Below are 25,118 nucleotides of genomic sequence, written 5' to 3'. Positions count from 1 at the left end.
TATTTGATCCATCTCACCGGGCATATATGCCGGAGGTATTTGTCACCGGATCCTTCTCCACAGCAAATACATTGTCTGCAGAATCGATAAGCGATTCGTCATGGGATACGATAAGTATCTGCGCCACCCCTATATCCCTCATCATATCGATCAGCTTTATCAACTGGTGCACATGTCCCCTGTCAAGGAAAACGGTCGGCTCATCCATAATAAGAGGCGGAAGTCCTGCACCATCGTTCGATGAGGTTCCAAGGGACAACAGACGATAGATCGCACAGCGAAGCACCAGATTGAACAAAGCACGCTCACCGCCACTGAGAAGTTTCGGTTCGAGGGCGGTGCCATCCTTCTCGAACACGGTAAGGTTGTAATCGGGATCCAGCATCACATGGGAATACGCATTGTTAGAGTACATAAAAGAGAAGATCTCATTTATCAGCCTGTCAAGGGTCTGTATATTACTGGAACGAAGTTGTGCACGTATACGTATGTACATACTCTCAAGCTCCTCTGCATCCGAATACACAGCATTGAGATATTCACCTTTGTTCTTCAGGATGTTCAGGTTCTTTTTCAGGTCTGAAAGACGTTTTCGGTCATTCTCCGCCATTCCGGCCTTCTTCATGACATCGTCCTTCTCGACCTTCAACTTGTCGATCTCTGAATTGATCAGCTTGAATGCGGACCCGTAGTCCCGGTTAAGTGATTCGAGTTCCTTCTTATCGAACTCGCCCATCTTCTTATCGAGCTCATCCAGAGACACTTTCTTCTCTCCTATCTGCCCGTCAAAGAGAGAGATCATTTCCTGAATGCTGGTTATCTTCTCATCCATCTGTTTTATCTCAGAATCGATCAGGTCCGAGTCTGCAAGTAGTTTCTGCATCTCACGAGCAAGTCCGAGACTTTCAAGAAGACCGGCGTGCTCTTTCTGAACAGTCCCTTCGGACTCTCCCATCTGCTGAACCTTCTCCCTGGTCTCAACAAGGGTCTTTTCAAGAGCCTCTTTCCCGGACATCAGTTCTTTTATCCTGCCTTCATCTTCCTTTATATGAAGGCTGTACTCATCTATCCGCGTCTCATCCCTTTCGATAGCTTCCTTAGCTGAAACGATATCCCTGTCGATGGACTCTATCTCGGTCCTGCAACCGCGTGCCGCCTTAACCTTCTCTACCCTTGCCCCTGCCTCTTCCTGCTTTACTTTAAGCTCTGAAAGTTCGGCTTCCAGTCTGTCCATCTCCTCATTGTCAGAAACGGTAGATTCCTCCACACATGAACCTTTAAGGTCCTGACCGCACGTAGGGCACTTTCCTGCATCAAGAAGTTGCTTTGACCTCTCAAGCCGTTTTCTTATCTCGGAGATCTTCGCTTTGAGTTCCGCCTCAAGCCCATGGAACCGCTTCTGCTGGTCATTTACAAGGTCCAGGACATCATCGATATTCTCCAGTTTTTCAAGGCTGAGACCCAGAGAATCAACCCTGGCAACAACTTCCACACGCTTGTTCCCAAGTTCCTCTACGCTAAGTAGATGCTTTTCTATCCCGGACCGGATGGCCTTGATCTTAGAATCGATATCCTTCCCTGAATCCTCAAGGGTCTTTAGCTGTTTCTCGATATCCTTCACCGAACGAACGATATTAAGAACATCCTTCTCCAGGACCGCACGTTTACTTTTCATCTCACCTATATCATCGCGTAAAGAACGCTCATCTGTATCAAGCTTTGAGACAACCGCATCGATATTCCCGGGAGAGGTTTCCAGCTTCACACCAAGCTCAGAGATTCTTGTATGTTTTGTCTCAAGGAGTTCCTTACGTGAGCGAATATCCTTTGATATGGAATCTATGGAAATGAAGGACTTCGAACGCCTGTCGGTCAGTTCCTTTATCTGCTGGCCCACAGATTCCTTTTTACCGGCGAGTTCATTCAGTTCGGAGATCTTCTTTGTGACCTCATCCATTCTGGAAAGAGTGCGGTCCCTTTTCTCATTCAAAGAGCCCATTTCAGCATCTATGTCTTTGGACCTCGTTCTCAGGGCAGCCAGCCTGCCATTAGGGTCACTGTCCTCTACTTCCAGTATCTCAGCGGTAACTTCCTTTATACGTCGTTCATTATCACGCTGATGTCGACCAACTCCCACTCTGGCACTTGAAGCCCTCTCACGGTACTCCTCCAGTTTACCAAGCTGGAGAAGATCATCTATCATCTTCTGCCGGTCCTTCGGTTTGGAGTTGATAAGGACATCGATCTCACCCTGACGGATGTAAACACAATTCCTGTAAGCCTCTTCATCCATATTCAGGAGGGAGTGAACTGCCTCATACGTCCTCGTTGCCTGATCGAAGATTATTTCCCCGTCCTTCTTGAAGACGGACTTCGTATTGGAAGCACGTCCCTTCTCAGGGTCGTTCCTGAAGGATTGCTCCACAGAATAATCATGACCTTTCTGCTCGAACTCCAGCAATATGGATGCCTTTGAAGCACCCTTTGTAATGATATCAGAGAGCACGAACTCCTTATCCAGTGTCTTACTACCGAAGAGTCCTGTGAAACATGATTCGAGCAGACTGGACTTACCACTGCCATTGACACCTGAGACAACGGTAACCCCGTTCTTAAAAGCAATATCAAGCTCTTTATAGCTCCGTATATTCTCGACCTTCAGGCGTTTCAGCATCACAGGTAATCACCCAGATTATATTGTCGTGGTTTTACAGAACTATCTTCTTTCTTCCCTTCATCAGAAGTTTCTGCATCCCCTGCGACCTCTTCAGGAGAGATAGCAGAAGGTCCTTCTTGGTCCTCATCGACATCAGATATCCTCCCCGGGTCCTTCTCTTCATTGATCAACTGACCAGACACGGCATCTTTTGAAGTTTCAACGGTATCAACGGTTCCAACAGTTTCAATGGTTTCAGCCGGCTGCTTCTCCGGAACGTCCATCTCCAATGAGACTTCCTTTACTACATCAGGAGCAAACTGATCATCAACTGGTAACTCATGATCGACCTTTTCCCCGGAAATATCGGCCTCTTTCTCCATCACTTCGTCTGCAATCGGAACATGTGAACTGACCGGAACCGGGACAGAGAAATCGATCCTTTCAAGTAATTCTCCCAATTTTGCCTCCGCCTCGTCACCAACCCTTGTCTTGACGAACTGAGGGTCACGTATTATCTCATCAAGCAGCAGACCGCCGGATGTAAGGTTCATTTTCCTTATCTCTTCCTTAACTACATCATCAGGGTCTGAGAAAGAGACTTTCAGGGAAGAGTCTGCCAGCGAGTCAACGCCAGAACGAAGGTCCTTTATTCCCGGGACCAGCGCACCCCTTGACAGAAGGAACTTCTCAACCTCACTGAGGTCCAGCTTTGACATGGTATCGCCTGAAAGTTCTACAAATACTACTTTGTCGGTAATGTCATGCTCCTTTATCGTGGAGAACACATCATCAAGGGCATTGGAACCTTCGGCGAGGGTAACCGGTATGAAAACGAAATCACGGGTCTCGATCGTGCGCCTGCTTATCTCTATACCGCCATCCCCAATAGTCACTATATTATATGACCGGGGTTCACGTTCAGCAGTACTGTTCCTTTCAGTACTGCCTGCATAGGTAACCCAGGCATCATCCACCTTTGTGATCTCGTATTTGTGATTATCTCCCAGAAGCACTGCATGGATGTCGAAAGGAATTGAATCAATGACCTCTTTGATGTCCCATTCACCGAATGCAAAGGGTTTTACAAGCTGGTGCATCACAAGCAGATTATATCGCGCAGCTGTTCCTTTTCCGTCGAACATGGAGTAATCGAACAGCGGGATCTTTGTCTTTGCCACACTGTCGATACCGTACACTGCCACACCCCCCAACACATAAGGCTCAGGCCCAAGACGGGTCACAAGACCGAGGCTGCTGTAAAGGTCAAGCCACTGAGTGCTCTGTTTGCTCTCATGGTTACCGACAATTGCAAGCAGAGGAATACCTGCATCTTTTAGTTTTGAGAAAAGACCCATGGCATCAAGAATATCATCAAGGGTCGGATTCCTGGAATCGAACAGATCACCTGCATGAACTACAGCGTCCACACCCATATCGATAGCATCATCCACCACACTGGAAAAAGCATTGAAGAAATCCTTCCGGCGCACATCACTGTGGTACTGCCGGTATCCAAGATGTGTGTCCCCTGTGTGGACTATCCTTATCTCATCCATCAGGGATTATCATATGTTTTCGTGATTTTTAATTGTTTGGTATGAATGGGAGTGGCACATTGCCACAGCCATATTGTATAGAGAGATTATTACATTTATTTTTTATATAATAAAGACCTAATAATACAGAGGGCATCATGGATAACAAAGGACAGATCACTATAGATTATCTTATCAGCATCACTATTTTCCTGTTTGCAATTGCTTTTGTGTTCAACTATACTGCAGGGATATTCACACCTTTCCAGTCCAACTCAGATGAAGTTACCCTTGTTGCCGACAGGACATCACTCGTCCTTGTAGAAAAGATACTCAGTGAAGGTGATGAGAACGTCCCAAACATGGTGAACAGTACAAAGGTAGATACATTCCTTACGGAACTTGATACCAACTATGAAAATACCATCACTGACCTGGGTATGAAAGGATCCTACATCACATATGACCTCAATGTGACACTTGAGAACGAAACGGGGACCATCAATATGGCAGGGAAGAAAATGCCATCGGGTGTTAATATCGGACAGACAAAAAGAGTGGTCCTGTTGAGATATACCGACACTGGTGCCAGAGAGACAGCCATCATCTCATTCAGGGTGTGGTAACAATGTTCAAAGGTATCTTTTCAAATAAGCTGGACACCTGTGGCCAGATGCATTCACTCGAAGCTGTAATGGCTTCACTTATCATGGTAGGAGTGATAGTATTTGCAGTGGAGGCTACATCCCTCACACCCCTTACATCATCTACAGCTAATGCACACATAGAGGCCCAGTTACAGACCATGGGCCAGGACATGCTTAACGTCCTTTCTTATACAGGGCTCAGTCATGACTCTGACCTGAAGGATGATGTCATGAACTGGGACGGCATCGAATACGTATGGAACGGCACTGCATATGATTCAAGGGATTCAAATAACATAACACTCACCAACAGTTCACTCGCAGAGATGTTCGAATTCATTGCCATCCCCAGAGGAATAGCGCACAATGTACATTTCACATGGGTCAGTGATGACGGAGTGACTATCACACGGCCTTATATCTACAATGGTGATCCGTCAGATAATGCAGTAATAGTCTCAAAAAAAGTAGTCCTTTCAGAGAATGATATCGGTAACGCATCGATATTCATGACGAATACAGGAATACCTGATGCAGATAACAGCAGTGGCTTCTATAATATAGTCAATGTCAAAATGACACTCTGGAGAATGTAGGAACACTGGAGCGTGAAAAAATGAAAAGACCTGATGACAGTGCACAATTATTACTCCTTGCAGGATTTGCAATAGGTGTAGGAATAGTAGTACTCACCATCATGTTGAACAATGTGATATATGCAAGTAACATTGCATCGGAGTCAAGCATTGATACTGCACGCTACGATATCTCCAATGGCCTTGAGATGACAACACAGGCATACGAGAATGCATACCAGTCCGCTACTGAAAGCGGTCCTTTTGATAACAGTACATTCGAACAGGAACTGGAAGCCTATGCTGAAACGGCTTCTAAGAGCTATGCCATCACAGGACATACATTCAATTTCGAGGACTACGCACTTTATGAGGCATACATGACACAGAATGGTCTTGCCAGTGGAGAAGATGACTGGACCATCGTCAGCAATGTCAATATCACCAATACATTCCTGATGGAGATCAGCAATGTATCCAAACTGGGGAACAGCTCTAACAGCCTGATGATCACTGCAACCAATAGTACAGGGCTCCTCTGGTCCATTGAACTCTACAACTCCAGCGGAAGTGTGAACATCACTGTTACAGACGGTCTGTCATCAGTTATCGAGCAAAGAGAGATGAGCCTCACGCAGATAGACATAATAGGCGAACTGATTGACAATAGTACGTCAGTGGGTTTTGATTTTGACGATTATACAGAAGGTAATGATTATTCCATCAACGTGCTCGGAGGAAGTAATGCTGCAGCATACTGTACTTTCTCAGGCAACCTCACAACAGGGGAACCTTTCATGTTCGCTAGGTACTTTGTTGCGAATCCTACAGTCACCATGCATTCCAGTGACATGAGTATCACACGCAGCCTTCCAATATCTTTACCGGGGAGGATATCATGAAGTTACGTAGCCTGAAAGAGGATGACAGCGCAGTATCCATCACAGTGGGATTCATCCTCACATTCTCGATCACCGTTATCATATTGGTAACGATACTCAGTTCATTCTATTCCCTGATGAACACAGCAGAACAAACGGTCATGAGAGACGAGTTCGAGATACATGCCAATGATATAGCAGTACGTATCGCAACCATTGATACAATGGTTGGAACTGCCACCAGCTCCGGGTCAGATATCGGCGAACTGGAATATGAGCTATCTCTTCCTGAAAGGATAGCCGGGAAGCCGTATTCGATTGGGTTCGATAACAGTACGAAAGATATCGTGTTCGTTTCACAGGGCAGGGATGAGACAATGGTAAAAGTACCCTACTATACAGAGAACACAGTGCTGTTTTCAACTACATTACAAAGCCCGAAGGGAGAGTATACCATACAATACGACTCCGGCAACAATGCCATAATAATATCCTGAGGAACTGAAATGAGAAGGACAGGAAACAGGGACATATTCACTTCCGAAGATGCACTCACCGAAGTAGTCGATTTCGTCATCACGCTTGGAATAATGCTTCTGGCTATAAGTGTCATCGGCCTTGCAGGATACCCCCTTATCGAACATATGAAAGAATCAGGGCACATTGAGAATATCAAACAGAGTTTCTCCGTACTTGCTCCTAACATGAACAAGATAGCGTCAGGCAAGGCACCATCACAATCCGTCGAGCTGAAGATGTATGGCGGCGGAGTATACATCACCGGTGATAGCTACATGAACATCACCATGGATAAGTGGAACGATACGACAGCAGCCACTGAAACCGTTTCCTACGAGAAGCAATTACGCATGATACAGAACGAATACAAGGATACCACAATAGCCTATGAGAATACAGGAACATGGGCCAGATACCCACCAGGTAGATCGGTGATGATCACCAAGCCCATCATTACGTACGACAACAGTTCAATGGTCATACCCATGGTCACCATCACAGGGGTGGACGGAGTGTCAGGTTCAGGACTGATAAGAGTGATATCAGAAGGCGGGCAGCTTGCAGTAGAAAGATTTGAGAATGTATCCAGGGTCGAAATGACAATATCCAGCGAGTATTACGAAGCCTGGGAGAGATATCTAAGTGATTCAATTGGCATGCAGCAAACAAACATCAATACAACTACACAGACTGTGAGTATGGAGAAGAACTACAGCCAGAACATAGACGTACTGGTAACAGTTTCCCCGATGAGCATTAGCATTGAGTGAAAAGATAGTCAATTAGAGGCCATATCATGAAAGAGTTCCTTGTATCAGAAAAAGCCGTTTCAGCACTAATGGGAATGATAGTGATACTTGCGCTCACTATCACATCGATAAGTGTGATCTTCCTTTACGGTGTACCGACGATATACGAGATGGAAGATATGGCAAATGCCCAGAAGGTCGAGCAGGCCTTTACAGTGTTCGATTCCAGGACCAGTAAGGTGGCACTCGGGGAATCACCAAGCCAGACAACATCATTCTCTATGATGGATGGGGACATACAGGTCAACGGTGACAATGCATCTTACAATGAAAGCCAGATCGTCATTATTTCTGTCGATATGGATGCCTCATGGTATAGCAGCTTCAAGAACAACAGATACAGATGGAGAAGCTGGAACTCGTATACCAACGAAACAGGCATGAATGAATTCAATTCATCTATGGGAAGCATCGTTTTCACCAATGATGACAGAGTTATAGGTTACGAGGGAGGAGGAGTCTGGTCCAAATATCCAAATGGGAAGTCTGTGATGATATCTCCACCGGAATTCCACTATAATGGGGAAACACTTACACTACCGGTAATGAGAATAGAAGGAGATGCAACATCCAGCGGCATATCTGATGTTGCTGTTACAGTTAGCTCAGACAATATGCCGGTAGTTCTATATCCTGACCCTGCCACAGATTCAAGAAGAACCAACCCCCTTACATCCGACAAAGTGATCATTTACATTAAAAGCGAGTTCTACAATGCATGGGCGGATTATGCAAATTCCCTGGCTTATGCCAGTGCAGTAACCGACGATACGAATGAGACTGCAGTTATTGAGCTAGAAGTGATACCTGCGATGGGCAAGGATACACTCAAATCTGCTTTCAAGATAGGTGCTGTAAATCAGGACAACCCTGCACCCATCTACAACTTCTCAATCGACCTTGAAGCAAGGGCCTCACAGGGACTGAACCCAAGTAACTATGAGATAACTGCCACTTCAGGGACAAAGACATTGACATACACACTTGCGAAGAAAGGTGGTGCTAACCAGCTAGAGATCGGTCTTGTATACGTAGACCTTGCTCCGGGAGGAGGGACAGAAACATGGCAGGGGAACAGTGAATTCACAGTTGATGGTACGAAAGAGGACCAGTCTGCCACGGTTGATCTCCTGTCCACAACATTGACACTCAATTATGAAGAGAGCAGTGATTTCTCATGGGCAAACAATACATCAATCAGTATAGCACCGGATGTCGATTACACGGGCGGAGAGGATGTTGCATTGTATGATCTTACACAACACTACCTCAAACTTCTCACAATGGAGGGATCAGTAGTGTTCAATCTCCAGCAGCCTGGAAAATCCGATCCAGTGGATTACGATGAATCAACCCTTACATTATACTATGACGGAATGCCAGGAAGTATCACCTATCTTCATGTGAGCCGAAATGACCTTGTGGCGACATTGAATTAAATGAGAACAGAAACCAAGTAATTTACAATCACTTTTTATATAATAACTTGATTATATTATATGTGGTATTATGCGAGATGACCATGGACAGATGCATATAGATTATCTAATAGGCATCGCTATCTTCCTTACAAGTGTGATATTTGTATTCTCATATACGGCAGGGCTTTTCACCCCTTTCCAGTCCAACTCAGACGAAGTCACGTTGATCGCTGACAGGATATCGACAAATGTGATAGAACAAAGCACGAGTGCGGGGAACCCCCGGACACCAAATCTGCTTAACAGTAAAAAGGTTGACAACTTTTTCACCCAGATGAATGCAAATTATGAAGGCACTATCGACCACTATGGTATGAATAGCTCATTCCTTACCTATGAACTCAATATCACAATGCAGAACATTACAGCAGGAAGTATTGATCATTCCGCAGGTAAACCTTTGCCCTTACAGGGGAATATTGGCCAGACAAAACGGATCGTGCTGGTAGAAAATGAAAGCACAGGAGATAAAGTCCAGGCAACATTATTCGTGAGGGTGTGGTAATAGATGGACGGAAAATCACCACGCAGGATAAAAACCGATACATCAGCCCAGCTACACACCCTGGAATCTTTGATAACCCTCATCCTTATCACAGGAGTTATAGTTTTCACGGTACAGGCGACTTCACTTACTCCACTTACATCTTCTACTGCAAACGCACACATAGAGGCACAGCTTCAGACCCTGGCACAGGATATGCTCTCTGTACTGGACCACAGCACTTCCGGACAGAATTCCAGCCTCAAGGATGACATACTGAACTGGAATGGGGAAGAATACGCATGGAACTCTACCGATTATGTATCTGAAGAGAACAGCATCCTTACAGGTAGCTCGACTGCAAATATTTTGATGGACATCATTACGCCCAAAGGTATTGCACACAATGTCGAATTTGCCATGATCAGTGATACAGGGAGTATCATGACCCTTCCCTACATTTTCAACGGAGAGCCTTCGGATAATGCAGTTGTTGTATCCCGAAGGGTATTACTGTCAAATTCAGACATGTCAAATCCAACCCAATTCCAATACACCACAGGCATACCTGATGCTGATAAGAGTACGGATTTCTATAACCTCATTGACGTGAAACTGACTTTGTGGAGAATGTAACCAGGTGTTAACATGAAAAGAATAGACGAATCAGGGCAGATCATATTGATATCCGGTTTCATCATCGCCATAGGTATCGTAGTCCTGACTGTCATGCTTAACAACATAGTCTATGCGAGTAACACCGCCTCAGAGTCCAGTATCGAGACAAATGTCTTTGATTATTCGAATGTTGTTGACAGCACCATTGAAGCTCATGAGAAAGCCTATGCAGACTCAAATTACGGAGCTAACACTACAGCTTTCAATGCCTACATGGCAAACTACTCCGAAAAAATGATAAAGAGCTATTCACTCTCAGGATTTATATGTACTCTTGATACAGGCACATTACAGAATCCCTACTTCACTGAAAATGGTCTTGTTGATGGAAACGACAACTGGATCGTAGTTGAAAGAATAAATCATACTGATAGATTTAATTTATTTGAATTGAACGCATCAACCCTTGGGAATGAATCAAGTAAGTTAACAATAGAGGCCAATAACCAATCAGGTAGTAGAATATGGCTAGCCAGTATCTTCAACTCGAGTGGTAATGTTAATGTCACCGTCTATGACAACAACAATTTACCACATTATTGGAATAATAGCGATACAATCTACAACCTTAACATCACAGGAAATGAGATTAACGGAAATAACTCCTTTGAGTTCTACTTCAACAACCAGACAGCAAATCAAATATACAGCCTCACGTTCATGAACGGAAGTGATTCCATGGGCACCTTCCGTATGGAAGGAGGCCTTCGCAACGGTGATTCGTACTACGCCGAGAGAATCCATGTTGTTGAAAGCACAATGAAGCTGAACAAGAACGGACACCTTGAGGTCAACGCGACAATACCGATTACTTTACCGAAGGGGCATATATGATCCGGAAATTCAAGGATGACGAGAGAGCAGTATCCATCTCAGTGGGCTTCATATTGACATTATCCATCACGATAATAACCATGATGGTCGTGATAAGTTCTTTCTACGATATGATGGACAGAGCGGAGCATACCATCATGAGAGACGAGTTCGAGATACACGGAAATGACATAGCATTGCAGATGTCAAACATCGATACCGCCGTACAGATAACAACAAGTGCGGGAGGAGAGGTTGGAAGCTTTTTCTTTAAGCTACCGCTTCCTGATGAGATTGCAGGACAACAATATTCAATGGAGATATCGAACCAGACCAATGAGATCATATTCGAATCCCATGGGAAGGATGCTACACGGGTAAAAGTGCCTTATCAGGTACATGAGGTCGATGTAGCATCTGTTAAATTGTACAGCGGGTCAAGCGAGTTTGCTTTGTATTATGATCCTGCCACAAACATGGTAGAAGTACATTGAGATAGAGAAGGGACGCATGAAAGGTAATATATTCACAGACAATGCTGCTGTATCGGAAATGGTGGATTACAGCATTATTTTAAGCATAATTGTTCTCGCAACCGGAATAATCGTGGTGGCTGGAGTACCCATGCTGGAAGATATGCAGGAAGTGCAGCACACTGAGAATATAAGACAGAGCTTTGAGGTCATGGCCATGAACATGAACAAAGTTGTTTTTGGAAATGCTCCTTCTCAATCCGTTGAACTAAAAATGTACGGAGGGGCTCTGTCCGTAGCTGGAGACAACTATATCAGTATTGATCTGCAGGTATGGAATTCTTCCGCAGGTAGCACCGAGATGCAGTCTGCCGTTGGTTACGAAGTTAAGAATATAGAGAATAGCTACCATGATACCATTGTTTCCTATGAGAATACAGGAGTATGGGCAAAATATGAAGAGGGTGAAGCAGTGATGGTATCTGAGCCACGTTTTACCTTTGCAAATGATGTCATGGTAATACCTGTTGCCCTTATCGGAGGTTCTTACTCAATATCAGGCTCCGGGCTTTCCAGGGTGACCGCAGATTCTGGAAGTAAGAAAGTATACAAATATGAAAATGTCTCGATGATGAACGCATCGATCACAAGTGACTACTTTGAAGCATGGGGCAGATACCTGAATGAAAGCCTGCAGATGCAGATAGTTATGGAAGATAGTAATAATAGAACTATAAACTGCAGTAAAAGTTACCCTACCAATATTGATGTATATGTAATTTATTCACCCATGAAAGTTACAATCGACTAATAAGAGAGGAAAAGGTGGAAAACTTGAAAAGTATACGGATAAATGATCTGGCAGTATCATCTGTTATCGGTATCTCAATAATACTTGTAATTAGCCTGTTGTCTATCGGCCTGATGATCCTGTACACCGCACCTCTTATAAGTGACACGCAGGATATGGCAAAGTCCCAGAAGGTCGAGCAGGCATTTACTGTTCTTGACTCCAGAACAAGTAAAGCATCACTTGGCGAATCCCCACTTCAGACAACCACGCTTACCCTCATGGGTGAAAATGTAGAAGTATACGGCGACAGCAATTCCTACAACGACAGCAGGATCAAGATCATATTCCTGTACTCTAATTCATCCTGGTATGATAATTTCTATCAAAATCACACATACTGGAATGCATGGGAAAGTTATGAGAGCACCTATTCGGATTTCGCAGGACTGGAGGCTTCCATGGGATCTGTGAGATACTATCTGGATGACAGGGAGATAGCATATGAAGGAGGTGGAGTCTGGTCAAAATATGAAGATGGAGGAACAATAATGACCTCACCTCCGGAATTCCATTACAATGGTGAGACCATGACCCTGCCGATCGTGAAAGTGAGCGGGAATGATACCATAAGCGGAAGCTCTGATGTTAATATCGAAGTCAGGTCATCAAATACACCTGTAATTCTCTACCCCAATACAAGTCTGAATGCTAATTTCACGAACCCCATTAGCGCCAATAAGATCCTGATATACATCCAAAGCGATTTTTACGACGGATGGGCAGACTATGCAGAAACACTTACATCCACCACTGCAACCCTGGACCATGATAATAAGACTGCTATCATTGAAATGGACGCAGAACCAAAAATGGGAACGGTTAATCCTTTACCAACGTATTTTGAGATTCCAGCCCTGAACCACACTAACCCTGAACCATTTGACAATTTCTCATTCTTCTATTATGTAGAAGGGGATTCTAGCGACCTTATAGCATCTGATACGATCTTAACTGCCACATCAAATACTGGAAAGTCCCTAGTATATAGCTTTAGTAAGAAAGATAGCGATGAAGTAATGCTCGATGCGGCTAATTCCCTGGGTACTTCTCATGCACTTACATATACTGACACCTCAATAGGAGTCACCGAAATATGGGAAACAAGTTCAGGTAGTGGTTTTCTCGTGAACTCAATAGGTAGTGGTAATAGTGCAGTTGCAAATACCACGATCGATCTTGTCAGTGATTCTTACATGATGTATTATGACACCAGTGATAATGAGTATTCGTGGGGTCCCGTCGGATCCAATTCAACAACTCCAGACCTGATCATAACAGATGATGCCAGTAATGCAAATCGCACCCAGTCATTGCATAATATCACCCAGCACTATATGAGGCTCCTGGCACAGGATGGTACGATCGAGTGTACCTGGGAACAAAAAAGTAATGGCAAGATTGAGACCGATCTATCCTCATACACCGCAATTTATGATGCGAATGGCGCCATTCTCACCTACCTGCACATAACTAGTAATGAGCTTGAGATAGCATTGAATTGAGAGATTGGCCGGATTCACAGAAACCCTTAAATCGATCCCACCCATTAACCAGTTCAATCAAAGGTGAAAATCATGAAGAAAGCGATCATCGAAACCGACAAAGGAACAATCACTCTGGAACTGTTCGAGAAGGATGCACCAAAGACCGTGGCTAACTTTGAGAAGCTCATCAAGGAAGGCTTCTATGACGGACTCACATTCCACAGGGTAATACCAAACTTTGTCATTCAGGGCGGATGCCCAAGAGGAGACGGAACAGGTGGACCCGGATACTCCATCAAGTGTGAGACAAAGGGCAACCCACGTAAACACGGCACAGGTGCACTCTCCATGGCACACGCCGGAAAGAACACAGGTGGAAGCCAGTTCTTCATCACACACTCACCACAGCCACACCTTGATGGTGTACACACAGTCTTCGGTCAGGTTATCGAGGGACAGGATGTCGTCAACAAGATCAAGCCAAAAGATGTGATGAAAAAGGTCACCGTTGTCGAAGAATAAAACCTATTTTTAATATTTCCAATTCATTCTGCAGTATCTTTTGATACTGCAATTCACTGTTTTTAAGGATAGTTTTTTAATCTCACGCATTCTTTGTGTAATAACACGTACAGAGACTGAATACCTTTATACCGGTTTCATCAGGAAAGGTACTTATATAAAGAATCATGAAGAGTAGCGTTGTGTACTGGAGAACATAACGACTGACATAAAATCACATCGTTCATTCCAGTTGAAATATCAAAGAAGGTAATATCATGGAAATGAAAAAGATGTCAATTCTTGCTATCACAATTCTACTGGTACTTGCGGTCTTTGTAAGTGGATGCACTGATACCAACAACGTAGAACAGGTAGACACAGACACAAAGACAGATCAGGTTACAACAATAACAGTGTCTGCAGCAGCAAGCCTTACCGAGGCTTTCACAGAACTGGAAACGGCATTCGAGGAAGAGAATCCCGAGATCGATGTCAATTACAACTTCGCAGGATCAGGCACCCTCAGGATGCAGATAGAGGGCGGAGCACCTATCGATGTGTTCGCATCGGCATCACAGAATCACATGAACATATTAAGTGAGCAGGACCTTATCGATGAAGACTCAAGAAAGGACTTTGCAGCCAACACAGTCGTCCTGATAACACCTGTTGACAGTGAACTAGGCATTGCCGGACCGGAAGACCTTACATCAGATGATGTTGAGACGATCACCATCGGAAATCCTGAAACAGCACCTGTAGGAAAATACACCCTTGAAGCACTTGAGGAAGCAGGTCTCTGGGATGAACTTGAAGCAAAGACATTGCTGGCTGATGATGTTAAACAGGTCCTGGTATATGTGGAGAGAGGAGAAGTTGATGCAGGTTTCGTCTACAGTACTGATGCAGCAACCGCAGAGGAAGGTACTATCGAGGTAAAGGCAACCATACCAACGGTCACACCTATAAGCTATCCGATAGCACTGGTCTCATCATCTACACAACAGAACGCTGCACAGGAATTTGTGGATTTCGTAACTTCTGAGGAAGGAACTGCAATACTTGAATCCTACGGATTCACAGCTTGAATGGACAAATAAAATGCTCGACCAGATAGGATTTCCCCTGTTAATAACTTTGAAGATCGCCGGCCTGTCCACATTGATAGTGGCTATCACAGGTATGGTGATATCATACATACTTGCAAGAAGGGAGTTCCGGGGGAAATGGCTGGCCGACATACTTGTGACCTTACCCCTTGTCCTCCCTCCAACAGTAACAGGATATCTCCTGGTGGTTCTGCTCGGGAAGAAGGGAATTCTCGGAAGCATTCTTTACGAGCTCACCGGATGGAGCATAGTGTTCACATGGCAGGCAGCGGTCATTGCTGCTTTTGTTGTATCACTCCCGCTTATGGTCAAGACCACAACTGCTGCCATCGAAGCTGTGGACAGGGAATACGAATACGCAGCTTTCACACTTGGAAGGAAAGAACTGGATACTGCGCTTTTCATTACCCTCCCCCTGGCAAAAAAAGGAATACTTGCAGGAATAGTCCTCAGTTTTGCCAGAGCAGTGGGAGAATTCGGTGCTACGCTGATGTTCGCAGGGAACATTCCCGGAAGAACGAACACGATGTCAATTTCCATATACAGTGCATTCCAGGCAGGGAATAACGACCTTGCCAATATGCTGGTTATAATACTCATAGTCATGTCCTTGCTCTCAATGGCCATAACTGCAAAGATAATTAACAACTGGAAGATATGAGAGGAGGCAGGAAGAAAAATGGGTATTAAAGCAGATTTCAGAAGGCGATACTATCGCAGGAAGAGCGATAAGAAGAAAGGTATAGAGGCTGCTTTTACCCTTGATGCCCAGTTCGAGGTCGGTGATGAACTTGTCGTATTCTTCGGAAGGTCGGGTTCAGGAAAGACGACCGCACTCCAGTGTATCTCCGGGTTACTGGAACCCAATGGTGGCAAGATAATTGTCAACGGAAATGTGTATTTTGACTGCCACAAGAGGATCAACCTGCCGGTACAGCAGCGTAGCCTGGGATACGTTTTCCAGAGCTATGCCCTTTTCCCGCACATGGATGTGAAGAAGAACATAGCCTATGGCCTTAAAGGATGGAGCGAGAGTGACAAAGAGGAAAGGGTCACCGAGATGCTCCAGATGCTTGAGATAGAGGGACTGGAGAACAATTATCCTTCACAGCTCTCAGGCGGGCAGAAACAGAGGGTTGCTCTGGCACGTGCACTTGCACCGAAACCTGACATACTGTTGCTTGATGAGCCATTCTCTGCCCTTGACAGGGTGGTTCGCATGAAGCTCAGGGAGAAGATCAAGGAGATACAGAGAGAACTGAAGATACCTGTGCTCTTTATCACCCATAACCATGTGGAAGCCTTCACCATAGCCGACAAGATAGTGATATTCCATGACGGACGTGTTCAGCAGATAGGAACACCTGAGGATGTCTTCTACCATCCGGAGAACAAGCATGTCGCAGAGCTGGTAGGACTGACGAACATATTCGAGGATTCCATGGTGACAGGCGATGACGAGATGGCAGGGACCATTACAATCGGATGCGAAAACATGGCTATCACCGCAAGCAGACCTGATGGTACCATCAAAGAGAGGATATCATGGGGCATCCGACCTGAGAACATGCGTGTCCTGCCACTGGATGATAAAACTACCATTAATGAGAACGTATTCCCTGCTATTGTGAAGAGCATTGTGAATAAGGGATCAAGCAAGGTCCTGGCACTTAAGGTTAAGGAACACAGTGAACTTCTGATAGCCGAGATAGGGAACCAATCCTTTGAGGGACTGGAACTTAAGACCGAAGATGAGTGTCTGGTAAGTATGGAAAGGGACAGGATAGTTCTTTTCTGAATGCTACTTTTTTCTTTTTAGTAATATGGGACTTCCAGAACATATCCCAATAAACTTTTAAAGTTATCCTGCGTTCTGTGTTTCAAGAGATGAAGTTCATTGAAAGGCTTTTTGGAAAAAAGCAGGAAAAGGAAGAATCTCATCCAGTTGTTTTTGTATTCAGGGAACTTCCCCGTATCGTGAAAGAGAGGTCCGATGAACAGGAAGAGAGTCTCAGACCTGTTGTTAAAGATGGATATGGAACGATAGCACTGGCCTTGAAGGAACTTGAGGTCTTGAAGAAGGAACTGCTTGATGCACAACCCATCGAGGCTGCCAGCAAGAGGGGAGAAAAGCTTGGTGACTCCAACAGGGAGAATGTCGTCAACAACCTGAAACTCATCCAGGATAAACTAAAGATCCCGGGAAACACATCACCTTTAGCTGCTTCGGAATTCTATATAGAAGCGAAATCGACCCTCAAAACAGTTCTCGACAATACCAGCAGGAGCCTGATGTATATCAAAGCGCTCTACCCACAGGAACACCAGATGATCAACCAGGGTCTTGCGGAACTTGAGGATGGACTTGATGGGCTCTACTCCTCCATAGCGCAGGGTAACAAGATGGTTGCTGACCTGCAGATGATATCAGAAAATATCGACGATATCAGAATGATCGAAGAGGAGATGGATAAGAGCACGAAGAAGATCCATGAAACGAACCTGAGATATGAGGCTGCAAAGGATAGACTTTCCAGAGATGAATCCAGACTTAAGGAGATCGGGAACAGCAGGGAGTTTGGAAGGGCGAAGGAACTGGAAAACGATATCAAAGAACTTGATAGCAGGATCTCAAACACTGGATCTGAGGCAAGAAGACTGTTCACACCACTCTCAAAGGCAATCACCAGAATGGAAAAACAGGATGAGAACAAGAGATGTGTCCTCTCATCAGAGAACAGGGAAATACTAAGGTCGATCAAAGAAGACCCTGCCATAGCGATCGAACAGGACCTTGAACCGTTCCTTTCAGAAATCACAAACAGAATAGAGAGCGGAGAGCTTGGACTGAAGGAACAGATGTGCGATAAGGCCCTGAAGCAGATACAGGTTCTTAATGACAAGAGAATGCTCTCATCCCTTGCAGAGCGGAGACATGAGCATCTTGCTGAAAGAGAGGGACTGGCAGATGAGCTCAATGGCCTTAGCATCTACCAGGAGAAAGAGAACATTGAGAAGGAGATAGAGAAGCATCGCAATGATGTGATATCAACTAACAACGACATAGACTCGGAGAGCAAGCACCTGTACAGCCAGAAGGATGATATGGAGAACGCTAAAAACACACTTCTTACGAATGTAAGGAAGGTGTTTGGTGAAGAAAGCGAGATCGAGTACTGAAATGTCCAGTAAGGAGAGGAAAAGTATGGGACATGATGAAGCAGATATCCACAGAATCAGGGAAGTCACTGAGTTCGTGAAGAAGACCAAGAATGAGAAGAAGGTGGCAAAAAGGAAGGATAAACACAATATTCTGGGTCTTAATGACTGAGTGGATTTTTAGTTATTTAGATAAATAGAACTATACTGCCTCTTTTTTGACTTCTTTGCTCAACAAAAACACATTTATACATATATGTCATTGAGTTAATTGTAGAAGTGATCAACCAAATTCACTAATGTACAAAAATAAATGAGTACATGTAAAAAAGGCTTTTATGGACAGGTCATTTCAGAGGACTACTGGTGCACTTGAAATTATGAAGGGAACCATATCTATGGCAAATGAACAATTGCGAGATCCTTCATACAAAAGGAAATATCCTGTATTTAGAAATTGGTCAGCGTTATCTCATAAACTTCCAGAGAATGACAACACCGGCCTTAATAATATCGAAAAAGAGGAACTCCAGAGGGAGAAAAGCTTTTACGCTTCTTTTTTCCAGAATAACAATGAGGTCATGCTATTTATCGATCCAAAGACAGGCAACATTATCGATGCGAACAGAGCAGCATGTGATTACTATGGATGGCCCCATGAAGTGATCACAGGCAAGAACATGATGGATATAAATGTCCTGCCAGCAGAAGAGATCGATGATGAGATAGAAAGGGCGGAAGATGAGAAACGGAAGTATCTTCTGCTTAAACATGCCCTTGCAAACGGACAGGTACGGGATGTAGAAGTATACAGCGGCCTGACAGGATCAGGGGAGAATGAGCTGATCTATAATATAGTACATGACATTGCTGAGCAAGAACTTATACACGACAGATTAAAAAAGAAAAGGTTGAAACTATCTGCGGTACAAAAGCTCAGGAACATAGGCGAATGGGAAATAGACCTTGCCTCAGGTAAAGTTACCGTCTCTGAAGAAACAAAGAGGATATGCGGTATTAAGAGTGGAGTGTGCACAATTAACAGGATCTGTGAGATACCGCTGCCAAAATACCTTCCTGTTCTTGAAAAAGCCCAGAATGATCTTGTAAAGAGAAATATCCCCTTTGATGTGCAATTCAAAATAAGAAGACCTAATGATGGAGAGATCAGGGTCATACATGCTGTTGCCGAATACCATTCAGAAAGGAACACCATCATAGGCGTCCTGCATGACATCACTCCGCTCAAACAGACAAAGGGTGAACTGCGTGAGAGAAAAACCCTCCTGAATGAAGTTGGCAGGATCGCACATGTCGGGGGATGGGAACTTGACCCTGTAACCAATACGATCACATGGACATACGAAGTTGCCAGGATACATGGACTGAGGACCAATCGTATCATAGACCTTGCCTCCCTCCTGAACCATTACTCTTCATCTTCCAGAAAGCTCTTAGAAGATGCCTTAAAGAGAACGCTGAAGAAAGGCCAGAGATTCGATCTTGAACTGGAACTTATCACTGCAAAAGAGAAGCATAGATGGATCCGCATGATCGGTCATCCTAAGATAGATGATGGTAGAATTATAAAGGTCACAGGTTCTATCCAGGATATAACAGAACAGAAGAAAGCCGCGATCAAGATCTCAGAGGAAGCTGCATGGCGACGTGCCCTGATGGAAGGGTCCAGAGACGGTATCGTTGCTGTTGACCAGGAAGGAAATATTATCGAGGCAAACCCACGTTATGCTGAGATGCTGGGCTACTCGCATGAGGAGATCCAGACCATGAACCTTGGAGATATGGATATTCATTGTGATTGTGAAGAGATAAGTAAGACTCTTCAACATTCTAACTCGGAAAGTAGCCTTTACGAAACATGCCAGAAACGCAAGGATGGAAGTTTCGTTGAGATGGAAATAAATGCAAACACGGCTGTTTTTGGAGACAGGAAAATGACCTTTTGTGTTTGCAGGGATATCGGTCAGCGCAAGATGTTCGAAAGGGAACTTATGGCTGCGAAGATCTGTGCCGAGAGTGCTAATAAGACCAAGAGTGATTTCCTTTCCATTATGAGCCATGAACTAAGGACTCCCCTTACTTCGATCATAGGTTTTTCCGATGTGATGCTGGAAGGGATTGCCGGAAGTTTGAACAAAAAACAGACCACCTACATGACCCACGTCCTGGATGCCGGCAACCATCTGCTCGAGCTCATAAATGGCATACTCGATCTTTCAAAGGTCGAATCGGGAGAAAGTGAGCTATTCTATGAAATATTCGATGTTTCACAGACTTTTTCAATCATTATTGAAGGATTATACCCTCTTGCAACAAGAAAGGACATTCACATAGAAATAGAGATGAATGAAGAAATCAAAAATATATCTGCAGACAGGATCAAATTCAAACAGATATTGACAAATCTCCTCAGCAATGCTATCAAGTTCACCCCTGAAAATGGAAATGTGAACATTAAGGTAGAGATCTTAGAGGATCACCTCCAGACCAGTATAAAAGATACGGGTATTGGAATTGCGGAGGAGGATATGGATAAGCTCTTCCAGCCGTTCAAGCAACTCAATCCGCACCTCACCCGCAAGCATGAAGGGACCGGCCTTGGTCTCGCCCTTTCGAAGAAATTCGTTGAAATGCATGGCGGGAAGATATGGGTTGAAAGTAAGATAGATGAAGGCAGCGTTTTCACATTTACGATTCCGGTAAGACCCAGGACAGGCATCTGAATAGACAAATCAATGTGGATCGTAAGGATATCAGCTCAAATGAAGATATGGTGTCCCTTTACTCTTTTTTTACTTTACATCTTTTTAGCTGCAAATAAAAGCAAGCTACAGTTCTTTAATTTGAATGTTGCTGCATGGATAAATTGGCAGGATAATTGAAGAAAATGCTTCAAGAGTATAACTATACTCAGAGTAATGATATGGCTGATTCAGAATAGAACCATCAAAAATAAGAGAAAAGCGATCCCGAAGGGATTTGAACCCCTGACCCTCGGGTTAGAAGCCCGATGCTATATCCTGGCTAAGCCACGGGACCGCTAAGCATTGACTGGGATGGGAAATAGGTTTTCTAGCATAAAAGCCTTTTGTAAGGAATGGAGACTTCTATTGTTTATGTCCAATGTTGTTGTGAATACAAATATATAATAGTTTGACATGAACACTAACCAACTATTACAATGAGTTATTACAATGCTGAGGCTTTATTATGAGTGAACTTCTGATATATTATAATGGTGACTTTGTCCCTAAATCCCAGGCCACAACATCCGTTTATGACCACGGATTCCTGTATGGCGATGGTGTCTTTGAGGGAATAAGGGCTTACAACGGACGTGTCTTCAAGTTACGCGAGCACGTTGACAGGCTCTATGACTCCGCAAAGGCGATCGCTCTTGAGATACCACTGACCAGAGAGGAGATGGAAGAGGCGATCCTGGAAACACTCAGGAGGAACAACCTCACAGATGCCTACATCAGACCTATCGTATCAAGGGGTGTCGGTGACCTTGGTCTGGACCCCAGGAAATGCCCTAAACCGAACATATTCATCATCTCACAGGAATGGGGTGCAATGTATGGCGACCTCTATGAAGTTGGCCTGACAGGTGTCACAGTCTCAGTAAGGAGAAACTCCTGCGATGCACTCTCACCGAACATCAAGTCACTCAACTACCTGAACAACATCCTCGCAAAGATCGAGGCTAACGAGAAGGGCGGAGATGAAGCTATCTTCTTCGACCAGAACGGTTACCTTTCAGAGGGTTCAGGAGACAACATATTCATTATCAAGAACGGAAGGGTTGCCACTCCTCCGACCATCAACAACCTTAAAGGTATCACAAGGGCAACAGCGATCGAGCTGCTTGAAGAGATGGGAATCGAGACACATGTCGAGAACCTCGGGATGTTCGACCTCTACACAGCTGACGAGATATTCGTTACAGGAACAGCAGCAGAAGCAGCACCTCTTGTCAAGGTGGACGGTCGTCCTATCGGTGACGGAAAGCCAGGACCTATCACAAAGAAGATGGTCGAGGCTTTCGAGAAGGTCACAACCACCACAGGTACACCGATCAACCCGTAAATCCCTGAATGAAGGGCTGACCCTTCATACCTTTTCTTTGTTCTTGTTTTTCCCTATATTTATTTTTCAAAACATTAATTAGTGATTACTTCATTTATATATTGAACTTAAATAATATTATCAGGAAATACCAGGTTGATGGTGTTCCATAAATGAGGTATTAGAATGGAAAATGAGGGAGAGAAAGACAAAATAATAATGGAGAACCTGAAGTACCTGAACGATTCGGTTCTTGCCATCCTGCTTCTGATGCCGGTCACCCTTGTGATAACTTTTGAAGCACTTGATGACACAGGAAGCCTCAAGTGGATCTCGATCGCTACATGGATCGTATATCTTATGGGCTTGTGGTATGTAGCTTCAAGGGTTTTCAGACTTAACAAAAGGCTTATAGACTATATTGAGAAACAGTAGATCCGAGCGGAATGGAACGTAAAGAATTCAGAGAGCTGACATCCGTAGAGGATGCAAGGGAACTGGTGGACACCATAAGGGTCCGCCCAGGAACTACTATTCTACCTATAGAGGAAGCTGCAGGACATATACTGGCAGAGGACATACTTTCTGGCGTTGATGTTCCTGCATTCAACCGTTCAGTAAAGGACGGATATGCCATCCGTGCAAAGGACAGCTATCACGCAAGCGAACCACAGCCACAGGAGCTTAAGTGTATCGGGGCCATACCTGCAGGTTGTAAGGACAGTTTTTTTGTTGATGACGGAGAGACCATAGAGATATCCACAGGTGCGCCCATCCCCGGCGGCGCGGATGCGGTCATAATGGTCGAGAGCACAAAGCAAACAGATGATTCCGTGCTTATCTACCAGCCCGTGCATATCGGTGAGAACATCATGAAGGCAGGCTCCGACATTATGAAAGGGGAAAGGATCCTGCGGAAGAACACACGCATGGGTTCCAGAGAGATCGGTGTACTGGCTTCGATCGGCATGGACAAAGTTCCGGTGAAGAGATTGATGGTTGGCATCATATCCACCGGAAGTGAACTTATAAAACCCGGAGAGGAGCTTGACATCAGCAAGATATATGATGCGAATTCCTATGCCATCGCAGCAGCTATAGAGGAATGCGGCGGAACACCGAAGATATACGGCATCGTTCCCGACGAAGAGGAACTGATGGAAGAGACGCTTAACAGGGCCATAGAGGAATGTAACATCGTCCTCACTTCGGGCAGCACTTCAGCAGGTGCCGGCGACATAATGTATATGATCATCGAGAAAAAAGGTGAGACTCTCACACACGGGATTGCCATCAAACCCGGAAAACCTGTTGTGATAGGCATGATAGATGGCACACCGACCATCGGGCTGCCCGGGAATCCTACATCTGCCCTCAGTATATTCAATGAGTTCGTTGCACCTATCATCTATAATTCACTCGGCATGAAGCCATCATTCAAAACGAAGATAACCGCAGTCATGGGAACCGGAATACGTTCCGGCGGCAGGGAGGAGCTCTTCCCTGTTGGCGTCGTGAGAGGGAAGGTCTACCCTGCCGACAAGACATCAGGAGCCATTACCACATTATCCGATGCAGACGGGATGATCGAGATAAGGGCACATACAGAATATATCGAAGCCGGCTCAGAGGTGGAAGTAACCATGTTCGGCAATGTCAGGAGCCCTGACCTCATGCTGGTCGGTGGACAGTGTCCCGGAGTGGATCTGCTCGAGGAGATGACAGGGCTTATGTTCAGGACACTGAACATGGGTTCCAGTGCGGGATTCACAGCAATGTCAGGTGGCACTGCTGATATAGCATGTGTCAATATGATCGATGCAGAGGGCAATTACAATTCATCCATCCTGAAGAGAATGAACCTTGAAGATGTCGTGCTGGTAAAAGGTTACAGACGTGAACAGGGAATCATATTCAAGCCTGAGAACCACGTTTATGGATTTGAGGATATAGTTAACTTGCAGATGATCAACAGGAACCGCGGTTCAGGAACAAGGACACTTCTTGACAGGGAACTTGGTATACTGGCAGAGGCCAGAGGTGTATCTAAAAGCGAGCTCATAAAAGGTCTCAAAGGCTACAATTCAGGTTCAAAGACCCACAGGTCGGTCTGTGATGCTGTGAGGAGCGGAAAGGCGGATATCGGCTTTGGCATCAGAGCTGCGGCAGAGGAGGCAGGACTTGAGTTCATCCCGGTTGCGGAGGACGATTTCGACTTTGTGATAAGGAAGGACCTCCTGGAGATCAAAGAAGTACAGATGTTCCTTGATGCATTGCGTTCCGGAGAGTTCTCTGAGAGACTTCCGGAGGGTATGCACACATACGAACTGACCGGTAGTATAATATCCTCCTTTTAACGTTAAGTC

General features: G+C 44.8%; 24 protein-coding genes and 1 tRNA gene. 22 read left to right on the top strand and 3 right to left on the bottom strand.

What is annotated here, in order from left to right; genetic code table 11:
- Positions 1-13: 13 nt before the first annotated feature.
- Both V7O63_RS03870 and V7O63_RS03865 read right to left on the bottom strand, forming a co-directional pair.
- Entirely contained in the window at positions 14-2,674 is a 2,661-nt protein-coding gene (locus V7O63_RS03870) for an AAA family ATPase (protein ID WP_340820784.1), read from the bottom strand.
- Positions 2,674-4,215 (bottom strand): exonuclease SbcCD subunit D, encoded by a 1,542-nt coding sequence (locus V7O63_RS03865; protein ID WP_340820207.1) that lies wholly within the window; start codon positions 4,213-4,215, stop codon positions 2,674-2,676. The genes V7O63_RS03870 and V7O63_RS03865 overlap by 1 nt, the downstream gene beginning before the upstream one ends.
- A 137-nt stretch (positions 4,216-4,352) precedes the next feature.
- Between V7O63_RS03865 and V7O63_RS03860 the strand changes: the two genes are divergently transcribed.
- The 19 genes from V7O63_RS03860 (at position 4,353) to V7O63_RS03770 (ending at position 21,407) form a co-directional block, all read left to right on the top strand.
- Positions 4,353-4,820 (top strand): hypothetical protein, encoded by a 468-nt coding sequence (locus V7O63_RS03860; RefSeq protein ID WP_340820206.1) that lies wholly within the window; start codon positions 4,353-4,355, stop codon positions 4,818-4,820.
- Positions 4,821-4,822: 2 nt separating this feature from the next.
- Positions 4,823-5,437, top strand: coding sequence for a hypothetical protein (locus tag V7O63_RS03855; protein ID WP_340820205.1), 615 nt, complete (start codon positions 4,823-4,825; stop codon positions 5,435-5,437).
- 20 nt (positions 5,438-5,457) lie between these two features.
- Positions 5,458-6,318: a hypothetical protein gene (locus V7O63_RS03850; protein WP_340820204.1), complete on the top strand. Its 861-nt coding sequence runs from the start codon at positions 5,458-5,460 to the stop codon at positions 6,316-6,318.
- Entirely contained in the window at positions 6,315-6,794 is a 480-nt protein-coding gene (locus V7O63_RS03845) for a hypothetical protein (RefSeq protein WP_340820203.1), read from the top strand. Before V7O63_RS03850 ends, V7O63_RS03845 begins: the two co-directional genes overlap by 4 nt.
- 9 nt (positions 6,795-6,803) lie before the next feature.
- Positions 6,804-7,586 carry a hypothetical protein gene (locus tag V7O63_RS03840; protein ID WP_340820202.1) on the top strand — a complete coding sequence of 261 codons (783 nt, stop codon included), beginning with the start codon at positions 6,804-6,806 and terminating at the stop codon, positions 7,584-7,586.
- A 26-nt stretch (positions 7,587-7,612) separates the two neighbouring features.
- Positions 7,613-9,064, top strand: coding sequence for a hypothetical protein (locus V7O63_RS03835; RefSeq protein WP_340820201.1), 1,452 nt, complete (start codon positions 7,613-7,615; stop codon positions 9,062-9,064).
- 70 nt (positions 9,065-9,134) lie between these two features.
- A complete protein-coding gene (locus V7O63_RS03830; protein ID WP_340820200.1) occupies positions 9,135-9,611 on the top strand; it encodes a hypothetical protein in 477 nt (158 codons plus the stop codon).
- A 3-nt stretch (positions 9,612-9,614) separates the two neighbouring features.
- On the top strand, positions 9,615-10,226 hold the full coding sequence (locus V7O63_RS03825; RefSeq protein WP_340820199.1) for a hypothetical protein: 612 nt from the start codon (positions 9,615-9,617) through the stop codon (positions 10,224-10,226).
- 12 nt (positions 10,227-10,238) lie between these two features.
- Complete coding sequence (locus tag V7O63_RS03820; RefSeq protein ID WP_340820198.1) at positions 10,239-11,102, top strand: hypothetical protein; 864 nt, start codon at positions 10,239-10,241, stop codon at positions 11,100-11,102.
- Positions 11,099-11,575, top strand: coding sequence for a hypothetical protein (locus tag V7O63_RS03815; RefSeq protein ID WP_340820197.1), 477 nt, complete (start codon positions 11,099-11,101; stop codon positions 11,573-11,575). The genes V7O63_RS03820 and V7O63_RS03815 overlap by 4 nt, the downstream gene beginning before the upstream one ends.
- A gap of 16 nt (positions 11,576-11,591) precedes the next feature.
- Entirely contained in the window at positions 11,592-12,365 is a 774-nt protein-coding gene (locus V7O63_RS03810; protein WP_340820196.1) for a hypothetical protein, read from the top strand.
- A 23-nt stretch (positions 12,366-12,388) separates the two neighbouring features.
- A complete protein-coding gene (locus V7O63_RS03805; RefSeq protein WP_340820195.1) occupies positions 12,389-13,909 on the top strand; it encodes a hypothetical protein in 1,521 nt (506 codons plus the stop codon).
- 72 nt (positions 13,910-13,981) lie between these two features.
- Positions 13,982-14,413, top strand: a complete 432-nt coding sequence (locus tag V7O63_RS03800; protein WP_340820194.1) for a peptidylprolyl isomerase — start codon at positions 13,982-13,984, stop codon at positions 14,411-14,413.
- A 257-nt stretch (positions 14,414-14,670) separates the two neighbouring features.
- Positions 14,671-15,483: a molybdate ABC transporter substrate-binding protein gene (gene modA, locus V7O63_RS03795; RefSeq protein ID WP_340820193.1), complete on the top strand. Its 813-nt coding sequence runs from the start codon at positions 14,671-14,673 to the stop codon at positions 15,481-15,483.
- 13 nt (positions 15,484-15,496) lie between these two features.
- Positions 15,497-16,165 (top strand): molybdate ABC transporter permease subunit, encoded by a 669-nt coding sequence (gene modB / locus V7O63_RS03790; protein ID WP_340820192.1) that lies wholly within the window; start codon positions 15,497-15,499, stop codon positions 16,163-16,165.
- An 18-nt stretch (positions 16,166-16,183) separates the two neighbouring features.
- Positions 16,184-17,302 carry an ABC transporter ATP-binding protein gene (locus V7O63_RS03785; protein WP_340820191.1) on the top strand — a complete coding sequence of 373 codons (1,119 nt, stop codon included), beginning with the start codon at positions 16,184-16,186 and terminating at the stop codon, positions 17,300-17,302.
- A gap of 89 nt (positions 17,303-17,391) precedes the next feature.
- The gene (locus tag V7O63_RS03780) at positions 17,392-18,684 is read left to right on the top strand and encodes a hypothetical protein (RefSeq protein WP_340820190.1); all 1,293 of its coding nucleotides are present in this window, start codon (positions 17,392-17,394) and stop codon (positions 18,682-18,684) included.
- A 25-nt stretch (positions 18,685-18,709) separates the two neighbouring features.
- Positions 18,710-18,835 carry a hypothetical protein gene (locus tag V7O63_RS03775; protein WP_340820189.1) on the top strand — a complete coding sequence of 42 codons (126 nt, stop codon included), beginning with the start codon at positions 18,710-18,712 and terminating at the stop codon, positions 18,833-18,835.
- Positions 18,836-19,001: 166 nt separating this feature from the next.
- Positions 19,002-21,407: a PAS domain-containing sensor histidine kinase gene (locus V7O63_RS03770; protein WP_340820188.1), complete on the top strand. Its 2,406-nt coding sequence runs from the start codon at positions 19,002-19,004 to the stop codon at positions 21,405-21,407.
- Positions 21,408-21,648: 241 nt separating this feature from the next.
- On the opposite strand, the gene V7O63_RS03765 is transcribed toward V7O63_RS03770, so the two are convergent.
- Positions 21,649-21,723: transfer RNA gene (locus V7O63_RS03765), tRNA-Arg, on the bottom strand.
- A 171-nt stretch (positions 21,724-21,894) separates the two neighbouring features.
- Between V7O63_RS03765 and ilvE the strand changes: the two genes are divergently transcribed.
- From ilvE to V7O63_RS03750, 3 genes are all read left to right on the top strand, one after another.
- Positions 21,895-22,773 carry a branched-chain-amino-acid transaminase gene (ilvE, locus tag V7O63_RS03760; protein WP_340820187.1) on the top strand — a complete coding sequence of 293 codons (879 nt, stop codon included), beginning with the start codon at positions 21,895-21,897 and terminating at the stop codon, positions 22,771-22,773.
- Between the two features lie 165 nt (positions 22,774-22,938).
- Entirely contained in the window at positions 22,939-23,187 is a 249-nt protein-coding gene (locus tag V7O63_RS03755) for a sodium:proton antiporter (protein WP_340820186.1), read from the top strand.
- A gap of 11 nt (positions 23,188-23,198) precedes the next feature.
- Positions 23,199-25,109 (top strand): molybdopterin biosynthesis protein, encoded by a 1,911-nt coding sequence (locus V7O63_RS03750; protein ID WP_340820185.1) that lies wholly within the window; start codon positions 23,199-23,201, stop codon positions 25,107-25,109.
- The last annotated feature ends 9 nt before the right edge of the window (positions 25,110-25,118 follow it).

Source organism: Methanolobus sp. WCC4 (assembly GCF_038022665.1).
Taxonomy (GTDB): Archaea; Halobacteriota; Methanosarcinia; order Methanosarcinales; family Methanosarcinaceae; genus Methanolobus.
This window is presented reverse-complemented; position numbering and strand designations above follow the sequence as displayed.

What these genes read in the sequence shown, in the direction of transcription:
- V7O63_RS03835 (WP_340820201.1), top strand. Translation starts at nt 7,613, where the DNA reads ATGAAAGAGTTCCTTGTATCAGAAAAAGCCGTTTCAGCACTAATGGGA.
- V7O63_RS03865 (WP_340820207.1), bottom strand. Translation starts at nt 4,215, where the DNA reads ATGGATGAGATAAGGATAGTCCACACAGGGGACACACATCTTGGATAC.
- V7O63_RS03845 (WP_340820203.1), top strand. Translation starts at nt 6,315, where the DNA reads ATGAAGTTACGTAGCCTGAAAGAGGATGACAGCGCAGTATCCATCACA.
- V7O63_RS03775 (WP_340820189.1), top strand. Translation starts at nt 18,710, where the DNA reads ATGGGACATGATGAAGCAGATATCCACAGAATCAGGGAAGTCACTGAG.
- V7O63_RS03850 (WP_340820204.1), top strand. Translation starts at nt 5,458, where the DNA reads ATGAAAAGACCTGATGACAGTGCACAATTATTACTCCTTGCAGGATTT.
- modA (WP_340820193.1), top strand. Translation starts at nt 14,671, where the DNA reads ATGGAAATGAAAAAGATGTCAATTCTTGCTATCACAATTCTACTGGTA.
- V7O63_RS03855 (WP_340820205.1), top strand. Translation starts at nt 4,823, where the DNA reads ATGTTCAAAGGTATCTTTTCAAATAAGCTGGACACCTGTGGCCAGATG.
- V7O63_RS03755 (WP_340820186.1), top strand. Translation starts at nt 22,939, where the DNA reads ATGGAAAATGAGGGAGAGAAAGACAAAATAATAATGGAGAACCTGAAG.
- V7O63_RS03820 (WP_340820198.1), top strand. Translation starts at nt 10,239, where the DNA reads ATGAAAAGAATAGACGAATCAGGGCAGATCATATTGATATCCGGTTTC.
- V7O63_RS03815 (WP_340820197.1), top strand. Translation starts at nt 11,099, where the DNA reads ATGATCCGGAAATTCAAGGATGACGAGAGAGCAGTATCCATCTCAGTG.
- V7O63_RS03810 (WP_340820196.1), top strand. Translation starts at nt 11,592, where the DNA reads ATGAAAGGTAATATATTCACAGACAATGCTGCTGTATCGGAAATGGTG.
- V7O63_RS03870 (WP_340820784.1), bottom strand. Translation starts at nt 2,674, where the DNA reads ATGCTGAAACGCCTGAAGGTCGAGAATATACGGAGCTATAAAGAGCTT.
- V7O63_RS03750 (WP_340820185.1), top strand. Translation starts at nt 23,199, where the DNA reads ATGGAACGTAAAGAATTCAGAGAGCTGACATCCGTAGAGGATGCAAGG.
- V7O63_RS03840 (WP_340820202.1), top strand. Translation starts at nt 6,804, where the DNA reads ATGAGAAGGACAGGAAACAGGGACATATTCACTTCCGAAGATGCACTC.
- V7O63_RS03825 (WP_340820199.1), top strand. Translation starts at nt 9,615, where the DNA reads ATGGACGGAAAATCACCACGCAGGATAAAAACCGATACATCAGCCCAG.
- ilvE (WP_340820187.1), top strand. Translation starts at nt 21,895, where the DNA reads ATGAGTGAACTTCTGATATATTATAATGGTGACTTTGTCCCTAAATCC.
- modB (WP_340820192.1), top strand. Translation starts at nt 15,497, where the DNA reads ATGCTCGACCAGATAGGATTTCCCCTGTTAATAACTTTGAAGATCGCC.
- V7O63_RS03860 (WP_340820206.1), top strand. Translation starts at nt 4,353, where the DNA reads ATGGATAACAAAGGACAGATCACTATAGATTATCTTATCAGCATCACT.
- V7O63_RS03785 (WP_340820191.1), top strand. Translation starts at nt 16,184, where the DNA reads ATGGGTATTAAAGCAGATTTCAGAAGGCGATACTATCGCAGGAAGAGC.
- V7O63_RS03830 (WP_340820200.1), top strand. Translation starts at nt 9,135, where the DNA reads ATGCGAGATGACCATGGACAGATGCATATAGATTATCTAATAGGCATC.
- V7O63_RS03770 (WP_340820188.1), top strand. Translation starts at nt 19,002, where the DNA reads ATGGACAGGTCATTTCAGAGGACTACTGGTGCACTTGAAATTATGAAG.
- V7O63_RS03800 (WP_340820194.1), top strand. Translation starts at nt 13,982, where the DNA reads ATGAAGAAAGCGATCATCGAAACCGACAAAGGAACAATCACTCTGGAA.
- V7O63_RS03780 (WP_340820190.1), top strand. Translation starts at nt 17,392, where the DNA reads ATGAAGTTCATTGAAAGGCTTTTTGGAAAAAAGCAGGAAAAGGAAGAA.